8 protein-coding genes, 2 tRNA genes and 1 riboswitch are annotated in these 15,698 nt (G+C 44.1%); of the genes, 6 read left to right on the plus strand and 4 right to left on the minus strand.

Annotated features, from left to right (window positions below):
- The 4 genes from AB4232_RS07250 to AB4232_RS07265 all read left to right on the plus strand — a co-directional run.
- Nucleotides 1-520: LuxR C-terminal-related transcriptional regulator (locus AB4232_RS07250; RefSeq protein WP_372086765.1), on the plus strand; the 520-nt coding region annotated here is incomplete at its 5' end.
- Between the two features lie 154 nt (nucleotides 521-674).
- On the plus strand, nucleotides 675-1,547 hold the full coding sequence (galU, locus tag AB4232_RS07255; protein ID WP_009847870.1) for a UTP--glucose-1-phosphate uridylyltransferase GalU: 873 nt from the start codon (nucleotides 675-677) through the stop codon (nucleotides 1,545-1,547).
- 180 nt (nucleotides 1,548-1,727) lie between these two features.
- The gene (gene uvrA, locus AB4232_RS07260; RefSeq protein ID WP_372086767.1) at nucleotides 1,728-4,559 is read left to right on the plus strand and encodes an excinuclease ABC subunit UvrA; all 2,832 of its coding nucleotides are present in this window, start codon (nucleotides 1,728-1,730) and stop codon (nucleotides 4,557-4,559) included.
- Nucleotides 4,560-4,655: 96 nt separating this feature from the next.
- Entirely contained in the window at nucleotides 4,656-6,419 is a 1,764-nt protein-coding gene (locus AB4232_RS07265) for a PglL family O-oligosaccharyltransferase (protein ID WP_372086769.1), read from the plus strand.
- Between the two features lie 104 nt (nucleotides 6,420-6,523).
- Here the strand turns inward: AB4232_RS07265 and AB4232_RS07270 are convergent, their stop codons facing one another.
- A complete protein-coding gene (locus tag AB4232_RS07270) occupies nucleotides 6,524-7,663 on the minus strand; it encodes an alanine--glyoxylate aminotransferase family protein (RefSeq protein ID WP_017098877.1) in 1,140 nt (379 codons plus the stop codon).
- 176 nt (nucleotides 7,664-7,839) lie between these two features.
- Nucleotides 7,840-8,017, plus strand: a riboswitch (Lysine riboswitch).
- A 109-nt stretch (nucleotides 8,018-8,126) separates the two neighbouring features.
- Between AB4232_RS07270 and lysC the strand changes: the two genes are divergently transcribed.
- Nucleotides 8,127-9,494, plus strand: a complete 1,368-nt coding sequence (gene lysC / locus AB4232_RS07275) for a lysine-sensitive aspartokinase 3 (protein ID WP_371701451.1) — start codon at nucleotides 8,127-8,129, stop codon at nucleotides 9,492-9,494.
- Nucleotides 9,495-9,609: 115 nt separating this feature from the next.
- Here lysC and metH read toward each other — a convergent pair whose 3' ends face one another.
- Nucleotides 9,610-13,287, minus strand: coding sequence for a methionine synthase (gene metH, locus AB4232_RS07280; RefSeq protein ID WP_372086771.1), 3,678 nt, complete (start codon nucleotides 13,285-13,287; stop codon nucleotides 9,610-9,612).
- Between the two features lie 168 nt (nucleotides 13,288-13,455).
- On the opposite strand from metH, the gene AB4232_RS07285 reads away from it, so the two are divergent.
- Complete coding sequence (locus AB4232_RS07285; protein WP_017078851.1) at nucleotides 13,456-14,736, plus strand: sodium:proton antiporter; 1,281 nt, start codon at nucleotides 13,456-13,458, stop codon at nucleotides 14,734-14,736.
- Between the two features lie 768 nt (nucleotides 14,737-15,504).
- On the opposite strand, the gene AB4232_RS07290 is transcribed toward AB4232_RS07285, so the two are convergent.
- Nucleotides 15,505-15,581: transfer RNA gene (locus AB4232_RS07290), tRNA-Trp, on the minus strand.
- Nucleotides 15,582-15,615: 34 nt separating this feature from the next.
- Nucleotides 15,616-15,692: transfer RNA gene (locus tag AB4232_RS07295), tRNA-Asp, on the minus strand.
- Nucleotides 15,693-15,698: the final 6 nt, after the last annotated feature.

Consider the following 15,698-nt stretch of genomic DNA (forward strand, 5'->3'; position numbering starts at 1 on the left):
GATGCTAGTTGATAGAAAGCAGAGCAATCGCATCTTACTCGTTGATTACAAAGAGGTACCACAGCTATTGGCTATTTGTCCTAACCTACCCGTGATGTGGAAGAATCATGAGATAATTTTATTCAATGTTCCTCTGCAACTTCCTACCTCAGAACTGCTGACCTATGGGGTATTAAAAGGACTCTTTTACAACACAGATCAAAAGGACAAGATTGCTCGTGGTCTTCAAGAAGTGATCGATGGTGATAATTGGTTACCAAGGAAGGTGACTAATCAACTTCTGTTTTATTATCGTAACATGGTCAATACCAATACGACCCCAACCAATGTTGATTTAACTATTCGTGAAATCCAAGTCATTCGCTGCCTTCAATCAGGATCATCAAATACTCAAATAGCCGATGACCTTTTCATTAGCGAATTCACGGTCAAATCCCACCTCTATCAAATATTCCGTAAGTTAGCGGTGAAAAATAGAGTCCAAGCTATTGCATGGGCAAACCAAAACTTGCTTGCATAACCGCTTCGCCTCTAATCTGACAATAATAATGAGGGAAGCTCGAGTAATCATAGGTATTGTTGCTGAATTTTCGACATAACATATGCTAGAGTTGCCCTCAGAAATATCAACAAATCAGTTGAATCAATAATTATTATAGATAAAGGGTCTTATCATGATCAAAAAGTGCCTTTTCCCGGCAGCTGGCTACGGTACACGCTTCCTACCAGCAACTAAATCAATGCCTAAAGAAATGATGCCTGTTGTGAACAAACCTCTGATTGAATACGGCGTTGAAGAAGCCATCGAAGCAGGTATGGATGGTATGTGCATTGTTACAGGCCGTGGTAAGCACTCATTGATGGATCACTTTGATAAGAACTACGAGCTTGAGCACCAAATTAGCGGTACCAATAAAGAAGACTTGCTAATCAATATTCGTGAGACGATTGAAGCAGCAAACTTCACCTACATTCGTCAACGCGAAATGAAAGGTCTAGGTCATGCTATCTTGACGGGGCGTGAGCTTGTGGGTGATGAACCGTTCGCGGTTGTGCTTGCTGATGACCTTTGTGTGAACGAACAGCAAGGTGTACTGACTCAAATGGTTGCATTATACAAGCAATTCCGCTGTTCAATTGTGGCAGTACAAGAAGTTCCTGAAGAAGAGACTCACAAATACGGTGTTATCTCTGGCGAGATGATCAAAGATGACCTGTTCCGTGTCGATGACATGGTAGAAAAGCCAGAGCCAGGCACTGCTCCAAGCAACCTAGCGATCATTGGCCGTTATATCCTGACCCCAGATATCTTTGAGCTTATCGAGCAGACTGAACCAGGCAAAGGCGGTGAGATCCAGATCACTGATGCATTGCTGAAACAAGCAAAAGCAGGCTGTGTATTGGCTTACAAATTTAAAGGCCAACGTTTTGACTGCGGTAGTGTTGAAGGCTACATCGAAGCAACAAATTACTGCTTTGAAAACCTATATAAAAAAGATCAACAACAAATCGAGCTAGGTAAGCACTCAACCACAAAAGAAGCTTAATCGCTAATTTTGGCTTACTCGCTGTTTAGCTATTGATTTGTTTAACAGCACATTAAATGATTCCAAGGGTGACTCAAAAGAGTCGCCCTTTTTTATTACTGTTTTTTTATCCAGTAAAACTTTGCACAAATCTCACTCTATGTAATACTTTAGCCACTTAAAATTACATGGTCTGTTGAGATGGATAAAATAGAAATTAGAGGCGCTCGTACGCATAACCTCAAAGACATTAACCTAACCATACCTCGTGATAAGCTGACGGTTATCACTGGATTATCAGGTTCAGGAAAGTCGTCACTTGCGTTTGATACCCTCTACGCAGAAGGTCAACGTCGTTATGTTGAGTCTTTGTCGGCCTACGCTCGTCAATTTCTATCTCTCATGGAAAAACCCGATGTCGACCACATCGAAGGTTTATCTCCAGCCATCTCCATAGAACAAAAATCGACTTCACATAACCCTCGCTCAACCGTCGGTACTATTACTGAAGTCTATGACTATCTTAGATTACTGTACGCGCGAGTTGGTGAGCCGCGCTGTCCTGATCACAATACCCCTCTTGCAGCACAAACCATCAGCCAAATGGTCGATAAAGTCTTAGAGCTACCGGCTGGTTCAAAGATGATGCTGTTGGCTCCAATAGTCAAAGAACGTAAAGGTGAGCACGTTAAAACGCTTGAGAACCTAGCGGCTCAAGGCTTTATTCGTGCCCGTATTGATGGTGAGACCTGTGATTTGTCCGATCCACCCACATTGGAACTGCACAAGAAGCACACCATTGAAGTCGTGGTAGACAGATTCAAGGTTCGTCCTGATCTTCAACAACGCCTGGCTGAATCGTTTGAAACCACATTAGAACTCTCTGGTGGTATCGCTGTTGTAGGTTGGATGGATGATAAAGAACAAGAAGAGATCGTGTTCTCAGCTAACTTTGCTTGTCCAAAGTGTGGCTACAGCATGCAGGAACTTGAGCCGCGCCTATTCTCATTTAACAACCCTGCTGGTGCATGTGGTACGTGTGATGGACTTGGTGTTCAACAATATTTTGATCCAAGTCGAGTGATTTTAGATGAGAACCTAAGCATTGCAGAAGGTGCAATAAAAGGCTGGGATCAGAAGAATTATTACTATTTTCAGATGCTAACGTCGCTATCAGACCATTATGGTTTTGATCTGTATGTGCCATTCAACTCTCTTCCTAAAAAGACTCAAGAGATCATTCTTAAAGGATCAGGGCGTACTGAAGTGGAATTCAAGTACATCAATGACCGAGGTGATATTCGAGTTAAGCGTCATCCATTCGAGGGAATATTAAATACCTTAGAGCGCCGGTACCGTGATACTGAATCTAGCGCGGTACGTGAAGACCTTGCCAAGTACATATCAACGAAATCGTGTTCTAGCTGTGATGGCACTCGCCTGAGATTAGAAGCTCGCAATGTTTTCATTGGTGATACCACACTGCCAGAAATCGTTCAGCTCAGCATTGCTGATGCACTAGAGTTTTTCCAAAACTTATCGCTCAGCGGTCAGCGTGGTCAGATCGCTGATAAAGTAATGAAAGAGATCAATGATCGTCTGCATTTCTTAGTGAACGTTGGTTTGAATTACCTGAACCTATCACGCAGTGCTGAGACACTGTCTGGTGGTGAAGCGCAACGGATTCGTCTCGCAAGTCAAATTGGTGCTGGTTTAGTGGGTGTTATGTATGTACTCGATGAACCATCAATTGGCCTCCACCAGCGTGATAATGAACGTCTACTGCAAACTTTGGTTCACCTCAGAGATCTAGGAAATACCGTGCTTGTTGTTGAACATGATGAAGACGCAATCCGTTGTGCTGACCATGTTATCGATATCGGCCCAGGTGCGGGTGTGCATGGTGGACACGTGGTCGCAGAAGGCACCATGCAAGACATCATCGAAAACCCGAATTCTTTAACTGGGCAATACCTGAGCGGCGCCAAAGAAATTGCGATACCAAAACAAAGAACGCCTATCGACAAGAAAAAGGTCGTCGAGATCGTTGGCGCAACGGGGAACAACCTAAAGAATGTCACTGCGACGATCCCTGTAGGCTTGTTCAGCTGTATTACGGGGGTATCGGGGTCAGGTAAATCTACACTAATCAATGACACCTTCTTTAAAGTTGCCCACACTCAATTAAACGGTGCAACAACTGCAGTTCCGGCAAAGCACAAAAAGATAAAAGGCTTAGAGCATTTCGACAAAGTGATCGATATTGACCAAAGCCCTATCGGTCGCACACCAAGATCAAACCCTGCAACCTACACTGGTATTTTCACGCCAATTCGTGAGTTATTTGCAGGTACCCAAGAATCACGATCTCGTGGCTACAAGCCAGGTCGATTCAGTTTTAACGTTCGTGGTGGTCGCTGTGAAGCGTGTCAGGGAGACGGTGTCATCAAAGTAGAGATGCACTTCTTGCCAGATGTGTATGTGCCGTGTGATGTGTGTAAAGGTAAGCGTTATAACCGTGAAACTTTAGAAGTTCGCTACAAAGGCAAAACCATTGACGAAGTTCTAGAGATGACAGTGGAAGATGCTCGTGAATACTTCAACCCTGTTCCTGTTATCGCTCGTAAGCTGCAAACATTGATGGATGTTGGCCTTTCCTACATTCGTCTAGGACAAGCAGCGACGACCTTATCTGGTGGTGAGGCGCAACGCGTTAAATTAGCGCGTGAATTGTCTAAACGAGACACGGGAAAAACCTTATACATTCTTGATGAACCAACAACAGGTCTTCATTTCCACGATATTCAGCAGCTATTGACGGTATTACATAGGCTGCGTGATCACGGTAATACAGTAGTGGTGATTGAGCACAACCTCGATGTCGTCAAAACAGCAGACTGGATCTTAGACCTTGGTCCAGAAGGTGGTCAAGGTGGTGGTGAGATTGTTGCAGAAGGTACACCTGAAGATGTGGCGTTAGTCGAAGGTTCGCATACGGCTCGCTTCCTTAAACCTATGTTAAATTTGAAGTAGGTGTAAAATAGCGTCCTGCGAGCAGACAGAAAAATGTTAAAGTAACAGAGCTTGTTTCAGAAGGAACAAGCTCTGTTTTTATAAGGTTAGGGATTTATGGCAACAATACACACTAGCGGTACCCAACTAGAAAATCAGGTAACTAAGCTACCACTCAATAAAGCATTTCTGGCCTCTCTAGCTGTTGTATTCTTATTAGCCATGCATTTTTTCATGCCTAACCCAGGAGGCTCAGGCCTTACTTTATCCTTTAATCCAACCACTTGGTTAGCCCTTAGCTTTACGCTGGCGATTGGCTTCTACCAACTTGCTACTAACCGAGTACTCAAGTATTCCAAATTAACGATTGGCTTGTTGATAAGCTGCATCATACTCACACTGCCGATTTTATACAGCAACGCCGCTCCTCAAGGAGCGTCAGGGCGCTTACTTGGATTGTGGGCGGGCTTTACATTATTCGTCGTGCTGCAACAATTTAAGTTCAGCAATAAGCACAAGCAGCGCATGTTGTGGTTCATTGTGCTTGCTGTTGTCATACAGGCACTATTTGGCTATGTGCAATATTTCCTATTAGAACCTGGCAACCTATTTGGCTACAACACTGCTGCAAACCGACCATATGGGATATTCCAACAACCCAATGTAATGGCAAGCTTTCTTGCTACTGGTTTTGCGCTGTCTGCTTATCTTTTAGCAAGACAACCAACTAAATATAATCACCAAATTAGCGAGTCGCTTCTACTTTATTTAACACCAGCCTTAACCGTACCTTTGCTGATCATCATCGCATCACGTACCGGGTGGTTGGCTGCCGTCATTGGGTTTGCCTGTATTCTGCCTTATCTATACAAATTCTCGACCAAGAAACGCTTCTACGGATGGTGCGCATCAGTGCTAGTCGGTATCGTGGTTGCTTTTTCGGTAATCAGCCTTAGTGCAACTGATAGCCTCGCAAGTAAAAGGACGAACTTAGAAAGTCCACGAGCTTATACCTTTCCACAAGCGCTCGATATGATGATCGAAAAGCCATTTACAGGGTATGGCTACGGGAAATTCGAATCCGAGTACACGCTATACACAGCTCGCCAGCATCAACTCAACCCAAATTATCATCCCGGCCTTCCTTCAATGGATCACCCACACAATGAGTTCCTGTTTTGGGGGGTTGAGGGCGGAATAGTACCAATCATCGGGATCTTGATTGCTGCGGTGTTGGTGATGTCACGCATAGCTAACTCAGCGAAAGGAACACGTCTAGCACTACTTGCGCTGTTCATACCAATACTCTTACATTCTCAGCTTGAGTATCCTTTTTACCACTCGGCGATTCACTGGATAACCTTTATCATTTTGATTTACTGGGTCGATCAACGGACTTCTCGCCACTATCAGCAGCCGTTTAGTATCGTCAGTAAAACCCTATTCAGAGTGTCGAGCTTAGTCGTTCCTATCTTGGTGAGTTTTTACATGCTGAGTGCCTTACACACCAATTATGTACTCACTAAATTTGAAATGTCTAAGCCGAAAAACCCGGACATTCTTAAGCAGGTAACGAACCCCGTAGTATGGAAAGATCGCTATGATTGGGACGTGTACAGTACCTATCTAAATATCGGCCTCTACAAAGCCGATCCTAGCCTGATCCAGCCTTATATAGATTGGTCGTTAGAGATCATAAAGAGTAAGCCAAGGCCTGCTTTCTACAGCAACCTGATTCTCGCGTATCAAGGATTAGGTGATCACAGCAAGGCAGAACAAATTCGCAGTGAAGCGAGCTTCTTGTTCCCAAATCGAGACTTTTCCAAGATTCAGTATAAAAGAGTATCACAAGAAGAAGATAACCTGTCGTCTGCTGAGTGATGTTTAGATCTCGGAACTAAAGCACCATTTCTGACCTTTCGGTTAGGCACAAAAAAGCGCACGATCTCTCGTGCGCTTTTCTTTTGAACTTCAGCTTATAGCTACTATTTTAGAACGTCTTGCAACGCTTTTAAGCATAAGGCTACATTCTCTTTTCGAGCGCCATAACCCATTAAACCAATACGCCAAGCCTTCCCAGCTAAAGAGCCAAGGCCTGCACCGATTTCAAGATTATATTCTTCTAACAGCTGCGTTCTTATTTTGGCTTCATCAATCCCTTCAGGGAAGTAAAGCGCATTCAATTGAGGTAGGCGACTCTCTTCATCAACCACAAACTTTAATCCTAGTGCTTCTACGCCTTCTTTAAGCTCTTGGTGCATCGCATGGTGACGTGACCACGCATTATCCAGGCCTTCATTTTTCAATAAAACCAACGACTCATGCAGAGCATATAGGCTGTTCACAGGCGCAGTGTGGTGATAGCTACGCTTACCTTCTCCACTCCAATAACCTAATACCAAGCTCTGATCCAAGAACCAGCTTTGTACGGGAGCTTGACGTGCTTTCATTTTATCGACAGCACGTTGAGAGAACGTCACGGGAGATAAACCAGGTACACAAGACAGACACTTCTGACTGCCTGAATAAACCGCATCGAGTTGCCATTCATCAACCAACAATGGCACACCACCTAATGATGTCACCGCATCCACAATCGACAATGCATCAAACTGGCGAGCGACTGCGGAAATAGCTTGAGCATCCGATAACGCGCCAGTAGACGTCTCGGCATGCACAAATGCGACAGCAACAGCATCGGGGTTTTCAGCCAATGCCTTTTCTACCTTTTCAACTGAAACGGGCTTACCCCACTCGTCATCAACAAGGATCGCTTCACCACCGCAGCGAACAACATTCTCGCGCATACGCTCACCAAAAACACCGTTACGACAAACAATGACCTTTTCACCAGGCTCAATCAAATTAACAAAACAGGTTTCCATGCCCGCACTGCCTGGAGCAGAAACAGCAATCGTAAATTCATTCTCTGTTTGGAATGCATACTTAAGAAGTTGTTTAAGCTCATCCATCATCGCAATAAATAGCGGGTCGAGGTGACCAATGGTTGGACGGCTTAAGGCCTGTAAAACTTGAGGAGAAATGTCTGAAGGCCCCGGGCCCATTAACGTTCGGTGTGGCGGATAAAAACTATCGATAGCAGCAGTGAGTGTTAAATTAGACATGTATATCCCTTACGTTAATGTTGTGAACAGTCCACCCTAAAGCAAATTGATTACCTCAGCAATTAGCCATAAGTATTGAGGTCAAACCAGTGTCACATAATTGTTAAAATTATTTTTCAATTATCTCACGTTACGGATTGACATTATTTGCGCAAACACGTTCAATGAAATGGCTATCTAGCAGAAGAGGAGCACTGCCCAGGCAGGTGTTTTGTGGAACCGCATTTCCAATACAAAACATTCATGGGGAGCAGTGCCGAGATAATAAAAGGATGCAGGACCTTTATTATCGGTTGAGCGGGCTGAATCCCGTTAACTGTCGCCATTTCTATATGGTGAAGAGCTTCTGAGGTTACTATTCTAATAATTCCTCTCTTTTTTGCTCTAAAACTCTCTTCGAAAAACATCGGACGTTGGATTACCCAACAGTAATTTTATTTTAGGAAATCGTGGGAGATATATCGTGAGTGCATCTAATGTAGCTGGTTCTTTTAATGTCGCTAAGTTTGGTGGAACAAGTGTTGCCAACTTTGAAGCAATGAGCCGTTGTGCTGCCATTATTGAAAACAACTCAAATACGAAACTGGTCGTGAGTAGCGCATGCTCTGGCGTGACTAACCTGCTTGTTGAACTCGCGAATGGTGTTCAAGATAAAACTCGTCGCCAAGAACTAGTAACACAGTTAACCGACATTCATAATACGATTCTTGCTCAGCTAGCTGACCCAATTAGCATTGAAAAAGATGTGCACTGTATTCTGGATGATATTGCGAGCGCTGCAGAAGCCGCATCATTCCAAGCCAGTACCAAACTCACCGATCACCTAGTGGCATGTGGCGAACTGATGTCGACACATATCCTCGCTCAAATCATTCGCGAACGTGGTACACCAGCGGCTCGTTTTGATATCAGAGAAGTGATGCGCACCAATGATGATTTCGGTAAAGCAGAACCACAACTGGAAGATATTGCAGCCCTTGCACAGCAGAAACTGATTCCACTTTGCGAAGAACAAGTTGTCGTTACCCAAGGTTTTATCGGTGCCGACAGCGAAGGTAACACCACAACGTTAGGTCGTGGCGGCAGTGATTATTCAGCTGCACTGATTGCGGAGTCGGTACAAGCGATTGGCTTAGAAATTTGGACTGATGTTCCAGGCATCTACACCACAGATCCACGCATCGCATCGAAAGCATCTCCTATCCCAGAGATCAGCTTCAGTGAGGCATCTGAGATGGCAAACTTTGGCGCGAAAATATTACACCCTTCAACTCTGGTTCCTGCACTACGCCATCAAATCCCTGTTTTTGTCGGCTCATCAAAAGCACCAGAGCTTGGTGGAACATGGATTCGTCAACAAGTTGAAAGCTCTCCTCTGTTCAGAGCGCTTGCCCTACGCTGCAACCAAACCATGGTTACGCTACGCAGCGCTAACATGTTCCATGCCTATGGTTTTTTGGCAAAGGTATTCGAGATCCTGGCTAAACATAAGATCTCAGTCGATCTTATCACTACCTCAGAGATCAGTGTCTCACTTACTCTCGATCAAACCGATACCTCTGGTGGTGCTCCTGAGTTACCTGAAGCCGCTCGCCTTGAGCTTGAAGAGTTGTGTTCCGTAGATATTGAGCACGACCTATGCCTTGTTGCTCTTATTGGTAACAACATGAGCGAAAGCAAAGGCTATGCAAAGCAGGTATTCGGCACTCTAGAAGATTTCAACCTACGTATGATTTGTTACGGAGCAAGCCCACACAACCTATGCTTCTTACTAGATGAATCTGTGTCTAAGTTAGCGATTCAAAAACTTCATCAAGAGTTATTTGAGTAGATAGTCCGTTTCTCATCGACAGATAAATAACTAAATTACAGATACAAAAAGGGTTGCTATTAAGCAACCCTTTCTCTTTTTTACGTTACGAATCAAAGCTCGTTATAGATTCAAACTAGTTAATGTTTGGGCCTAACCACTTCTCAGCTTCCAACATATCCCAACCTTTACGGTCGGCATAGCTATCCACTTGATCCTGTTGAATCTGTGCAATCGCAAAGTATCGTGCATCAGGATGTGAAAAATACATACCAGACACTGAAGCACCAGGCCACATCGCGTAGCTCGTCGTTAGTGACATGTCGATCGCTTTTTCAACCTCCATCAACTCCCACAACGTACCTTTTTCTGTATGTTCTGGGCAAGCAGGGTAACCTGGAGCGGGACGAATACCTTGGTACTTCTCACGAATCAAATCGTCGTTAGACAAATTCTCATCCGGCGAGTAGCCCCAAATGTCCTTTCTCACTTCTTTATGCAGGTATTCAGCGAACGCTTCAGCCAATCGGTCAGCAACCGCCTGAATCATAATCGCGTTGTAGTCATCACCGTTAGCTTTGTATTCATCAGCAAGCTCTCGTTCACCGATACCACCGGTCACCGCAAAGCCACCAATCCAATCCGCTTTACCGCTATCTTTCGGTGCAATGTAATCAGACAAACAGTAGTTAAAGCCTTTTGGCTTTTCGGTTTGTTGACGAAGGTTGTGCAAAACCTTTAACACTTCAGTACGAGATTCATCGGTATATACCTCGATATCATCGCCAACACTGTTGGCAGGGAACATCGCACACATCCCACGAGCTTCAAGTAACTTCTCTTTCTGTACTCGATCCAATAAATCATTGGCATCTTTGAATAAACGTTTCGCTTCCTCGCCCACTTCTTCATGATTAAGAATTGCAGGGTATTTACCGACCAATGACCATGTCATAAAGAATGGAGTCCAGTCTATGTACTGGCGCAAAGTTGCCACATCAAAATCATTAAAGATGTGAACTCCCGGCTTAGCGGGTGCCGGTGGCGTATAAGCATCCCAATCGATAGCAACTTTATTAGCACGCGCTCTTTCAAGAGTGACAGGCTTAGTACGTGGTTTTTTACGATTGTGCTGATCTCGAACGCGATCGTAATCAATATCCAACTTCTCGACAAATGCAGGTTTCAGTTCGTTAGATAGTAGAGAGGTACACACACCAACAGCACGTGAGGCATTATTTACGTACACAACGGGCTCGGAGTAGTTCTGTTCAATCTTAACGGCTGTATGCGCTTTAGATGTGGTTGCTCCACCGATCAGAAGAGGCAGCTTAAAGCCTTGTCTTTCCATCTCTTTGGCCACATGTACCATCTCATCCAGTGAAGGAGTGATCAAACCCGAAAGGCCAATGATATCGACGTTTTCTTCCTTAGCGACCTTAAGGATTTTTTCACATGAAACCATCACGCCTAAATCGATAATTTCGTAGTTATTACACTGCAAGACAACGCCCACAATATTTTTGCCAATATCGTGAACATCGCCTTTTACGGTCGCAAGTAAGATTTTTCCGTTAGTTGCACCTACGTCTTTGGTTGCATTGATAAATGGCTCTAGATGAGCTACCGCTTGCTTCATAACACGTGCAGATTTCACCACTTGAGGAAGGAACATCTTACCTTCACCAAAGAGGTCACCAACCACATTCATACCATCCATTAATGGGCCTTCTATCACCTCGATAGGGCGAGAGGCATTAACACGAGCTTCTTCGGTATCTTCAACAATAAAGTCGGTAATACCTTTAACTAAGGAATGCTCTAAGCGTTTTTCTACTGGCCAGGTACGCCACTCTAAAGCAGATTTATCTTCAACTTTTCCAACTGCACGCTCTAGATATTCAGTTGCGATATCTAGCAAGCGCTCAGTGGAATCATCTCGGCGGTTTAGAACCACATCTTCTACGGCTTCACGTAAATCCTCAGGGACATTATCGTAAATCTCTAATTGCCCAGCATTGACGATGCCCATATCCATACCGTTTTTAAAGCAGTGGTATAGGAATACTGCGTGGATAGCCTCACGAACGTAGTTATTACCTCTGAATGAGAACGAAACATTCGATACACCACCAGAAATCATCGCATGAGGTAAGTCTCGTTTGATGTCCCCTACAGCTTCAATGAAATCGACCGCATAGTTGTTATGCTCATCAATACCTGTCGCCACAGCAAAAATGTTCGGGTCAAAAATAATATCTTCAGGTGGGAAGCCCACTTCATCAACCAGAATATTGTAGGCATTAGTGCAAATCTCAACCTTACGCTCTCGAGTATCAGCTTGGCCAACTTCATCGAACGCCATCACGATAACGGCAGCACCATATCGGCGAACCAGTTTCGCTTGTTCGACAAACTTCTCTTTTCCTTCCTTCAATGAGATCGAGTTAACGATGCCTTTACCCTGAATACATTTCAGACCCGCTTCAATAACTTCCCATTTTGAAGAGTCGACCATGACTGGTACTTTCGAGATCTCTGGCTCAGACGCACATAGATTAAGGAATTTAACCATACACGCTTCAGCGTCTAGCATCCCTTCATCCATGTTGATATCGATGATCTGAGCGCCGTTCTCAACTTGCTCTCGAGCCACACTCAAGGCTTCGTCGTAAAGCTCTTCTTTAATCAATCGCTTAAATCGAGCAGAGCCGGTAACGTTAGTACGCTCACCGACGTTTACAAACAATGATTCTTTAGCAATCGTTAATGGTTCTAAGCCAGATAAACGGCAAGACACAGGCAAATCAGGTAATTGACGTGGCGTTACGCCTTCAACGGCCTCAGCCATGTGACGTATATGTTCTGGCGTCGTACCACAACAACCACCAATTAGGTTCAAGAAGCCACTCTCGGCCCATTCCTTAACGTGTTCAGCCATATCTTCAGGAGAAAGGTCATACTCACCGAATGCATTAGGTAAACCCGCGTTAGGGTGAGCGGAAACGTTACATTCTGAGATACGAGACATCTCACCAACGTACTCTCGCAGTTCGTCAGGGCCTAATGCACAGTTCAATCCAAATGAGATAGGTTTAACATGACGAAGGGCGTTGTAGAAAGCTTCTGTTGTTTGCCCTGAAAGCGTACGACCTGATGCGTCAGTAATGGTACCGGAGATCATCACAGGAAGCGTGATGCCTACCTCTTCAAAAACAGATTCAACCGCAAAAGAACATGCTTTTGCATTTAACGTGTCGAAGATAGTCTCGATAAGAATAAGATCTGAGCCGCCTTTGATAAGTGCTCGCGTCGATTCTGAGTACGCTTCAACAAGCTCATCAAAGCTAACATTACGATAGCCCGGATCATTAACGTCTGGGGAGATAGAACAAGTTCGATTAGTTGGACCTAACACACCCGCTACGAAACGAGGTTTGTCTGGGGTCTTTGCCGTCCATTCGTCTGCCGCTTCACGAGCTAATTTTGCAGCTGTAAAGTTAATTTCTTCGCTAAGACTTTCCATATCGTAGTCGGCCATAGCGATGGTTGTAGAGTTAAAGGTATTGGTCTCGAGGATATCAGCACCGGCTTCCAAATATTCCATATGGATATCTTTGATAAGCTTAGGTTGTGTAAGTACCAAAAGGTCATTGTTACCTTTTAAGTCACTATGCCAATCAGCAAATCGCTCACCGCGATAGTCTTGCTCTTCCAATTTATAATCCTGAATCATGGTACCCATGCCACCATCAATCAGTAAAATTCGTTGCTTCAACAGAGCGTCAATCTTTTGCCTTACATTACTTCCCACGATACAACCTCATTCCTTTAATTATCTCTCCATCCTACCACACATTCAAAAGGAGTCTAGACGTCTAAAACATAAAGTAAATGACCAAGTCATGACAAAAAATGTTTGCTATTTGAGCATGAGAGAACGAGAATTAATATTCATATTTTGTTACATATTGAGTTCCCAATGTCGGTCTATTACACCTTATGCTTCTTGTCCGCTGCTGCCATGCTTATTGCTTTCGTTAATACCAAAATTGGTAAAATGCAGACAACCATCGCCATCACAGCTGGCTCAATGATGCTGTCTCTATTGATTATCATTGCGGGACAAAACAATTGGTTCCAATTGGCTGACATCGCCTCAGAAACCGTTGCCAGTATCAACTTTGAAGACTTCCTCCTAAAAGGAATACTGGGATTCTTACTCTTTGCAGGTGGTTTGGGGATTAAGTTACCTAATCTAAAAGATCAGAAATGGGAAATAACAGTGCTCGCATTAGGTGCAACACTGTTTTCAACCTTCTTTATTGGATTTGTGCTCTATGGGTTTTGTCAGTTCATCGGCATTCAATTTGATCTAATTTATTGTTTACTGTTTGGCTCTCTAATCTCTCCAACCGATCCAATCGCTGTATTAGCAATAGTGAAGAAGCTCGATGCTCCCAGACGAATCTCTACTCAAATCGAGGGAGAATCTCTATTCAACGATGGTTTTGGCCTAGTCATCTTCGTAACCCTATTTACCATTGCGTTCGGTACAGAAGCACCGACTGTAGGTAGCGTGACCATGTTATTCGTCCAAGAGGCTATCGGTGGTATCGTGTATGGCTTTGTTCTAGGTTTAATATTCCATTACCTAATCAGCAACACCGATGACCACTCGATGGAGTTGCTATTAACCATAGGTATTCCTACAGCTGGTTATGCCTTTGCTGAAGTCCTACATGTATCAGGACCGTTAGCAATGGTGGTATCAGGTATCATGATTGGTAACTGGACTCGCTTTATTGGATTCTCGAAAGAGAGTGAGGATCACCTAGACCACTTCTGGGAATTAATCGATGAATTCTTAAATGGCGTATTGTTCTTATTGATCGGTATGTCGATGTTGTTATTCAAATTCCACCAAGAAGACTGGATCTTAATGGCGTTCGCAGTACCTCTAGTGCTAAGTGCACGCTACCTAAGTGTTTTCTTGTCTTATATCGGATTCAAACGCTTTAGAACTTACAACCCTTGGTCAATCAAGATCTTAACTTGGGGTGGTTTGCGTGGTGGACTAGCTCTAGCCATGGCACTTTCAATCCCTTCAGGTATCTGGGTGATTGAAGACAAGGCAATAGATGTAAAAGAGATTATCCTCGTCATGACATACGCTGTTGTTGTGTTCTCAATCTTAGTCCAAGGTTCAACAATTACTCCTATGATAGAGAAAGCGAAGCAAGCTGAGAAAGAGCTAGATTAACATCTAAATAGATCAACCGAGGCCGCCTACTGTAGGTGGCCTTTTTTATACCTAATGAAAGTCAGATCCACCGATTTCTTTACTGCACGCTAGCTGAAGGAACATAGAGCTTACCTTGGGTAGTTGATGTACTATTATTGGAGTACTCAAAAACTTAATGTAGGGTGAACATTAAATTTGGCCAGAACTATTTCAGGAAGTTAAGCCACGCAGATAATTCATTCTTATGCGCACTCGCTAGTCTACCTAATAAACCACCCTCAAGTTTTATAAGCATAAATCGAAAGGCTTGAACCTTTCACCTGAAAGCTGAAATAACGAGACTTAACATCTCGTTGCTATAGCCTTATTTATTAGCAGAACAACAGAGCAAAATGAGTGTTGAGCAGATAGATATAGCTAAAGGAGTACTCGGGGCTTTTAGCGTTGCTTCTAAAGATGACAGGAATAATAAAGGCTCTAGCACTTCTGCCGGAACGCGCAGTCTAGATCCTTAAATATGGCAGGGCTCGAATGAGCCAGCACTCCGGAGATTCGACCACACTGGTGAGCTAAAAGCGCCTAGTTATCCAAACATAGCTTCGAAGAAGCAACAGACGTAAAAAAGCCCTAGCATTTCTGCTGAGGCTTTGTATGTGGCAGGAGTAGAGGTTTAGACTCCCAACACGCGCTATTTTGGCAAGCCGGGGAATCCGCTGCTTTGCTAATGGCGTATAATTAGCTTCAGAAAGCAAAAAGGCTCTAGCATTTCTGCTAGAGCCTTAAATATGGCAGGGGTGGAGAGATTCGAACTCCCAACACGCGGATTTGGAATCCGCTGCTCTGCCAATTGGAGCTACACCCCTATTTCAGTTTTAAAGAGCTGAACCTCTGAATAAGTGGCGGAGTGGACGGGACTCGAACCCGCGACCCCCGGCGTGACAGGCCGGTATTCTAACCAACTGAACTACCACTCCGCAGTG

The organism is Vibrio sp. 10N.286.46.A8 (genome assembly GCF_041470165.1).
Classification (GTDB): domain Bacteria; phylum Pseudomonadota; class Gammaproteobacteria; order Enterobacterales; family Vibrionaceae; genus Vibrio; species Vibrio tasmaniensis_A.

Bases quoted from the DNA above. Each gene is read 5' to 3' on its own strand.
- AB4232_RS07265 (WP_372086769.1), top strand. From the start codon at position 4,656: ATGGCAACAATACACACTAGCGGTACCCAACTAGAAAATCAGGTAACT.
- uvrA (WP_372086767.1), top strand. From the start codon at position 1,728: ATGGATAAAATAGAAATTAGAGGCGCTCGTACGCATAACCTCAAAGAC.
- AB4232_RS07270 (WP_017098877.1), bottom strand. From the start codon at position 7,663: ATGTCTAATTTAACACTCACTGCTGCTATCGATAGTTTTTATCCGCCA.
- galU (WP_009847870.1), top strand. From the start codon at position 675: ATGATCAAAAAGTGCCTTTTCCCGGCAGCTGGCTACGGTACACGCTTC.
- AB4232_RS07285 (WP_017078851.1), top strand. From the start codon at position 13,456: ATGTCGGTCTATTACACCTTATGCTTCTTGTCCGCTGCTGCCATGCTT.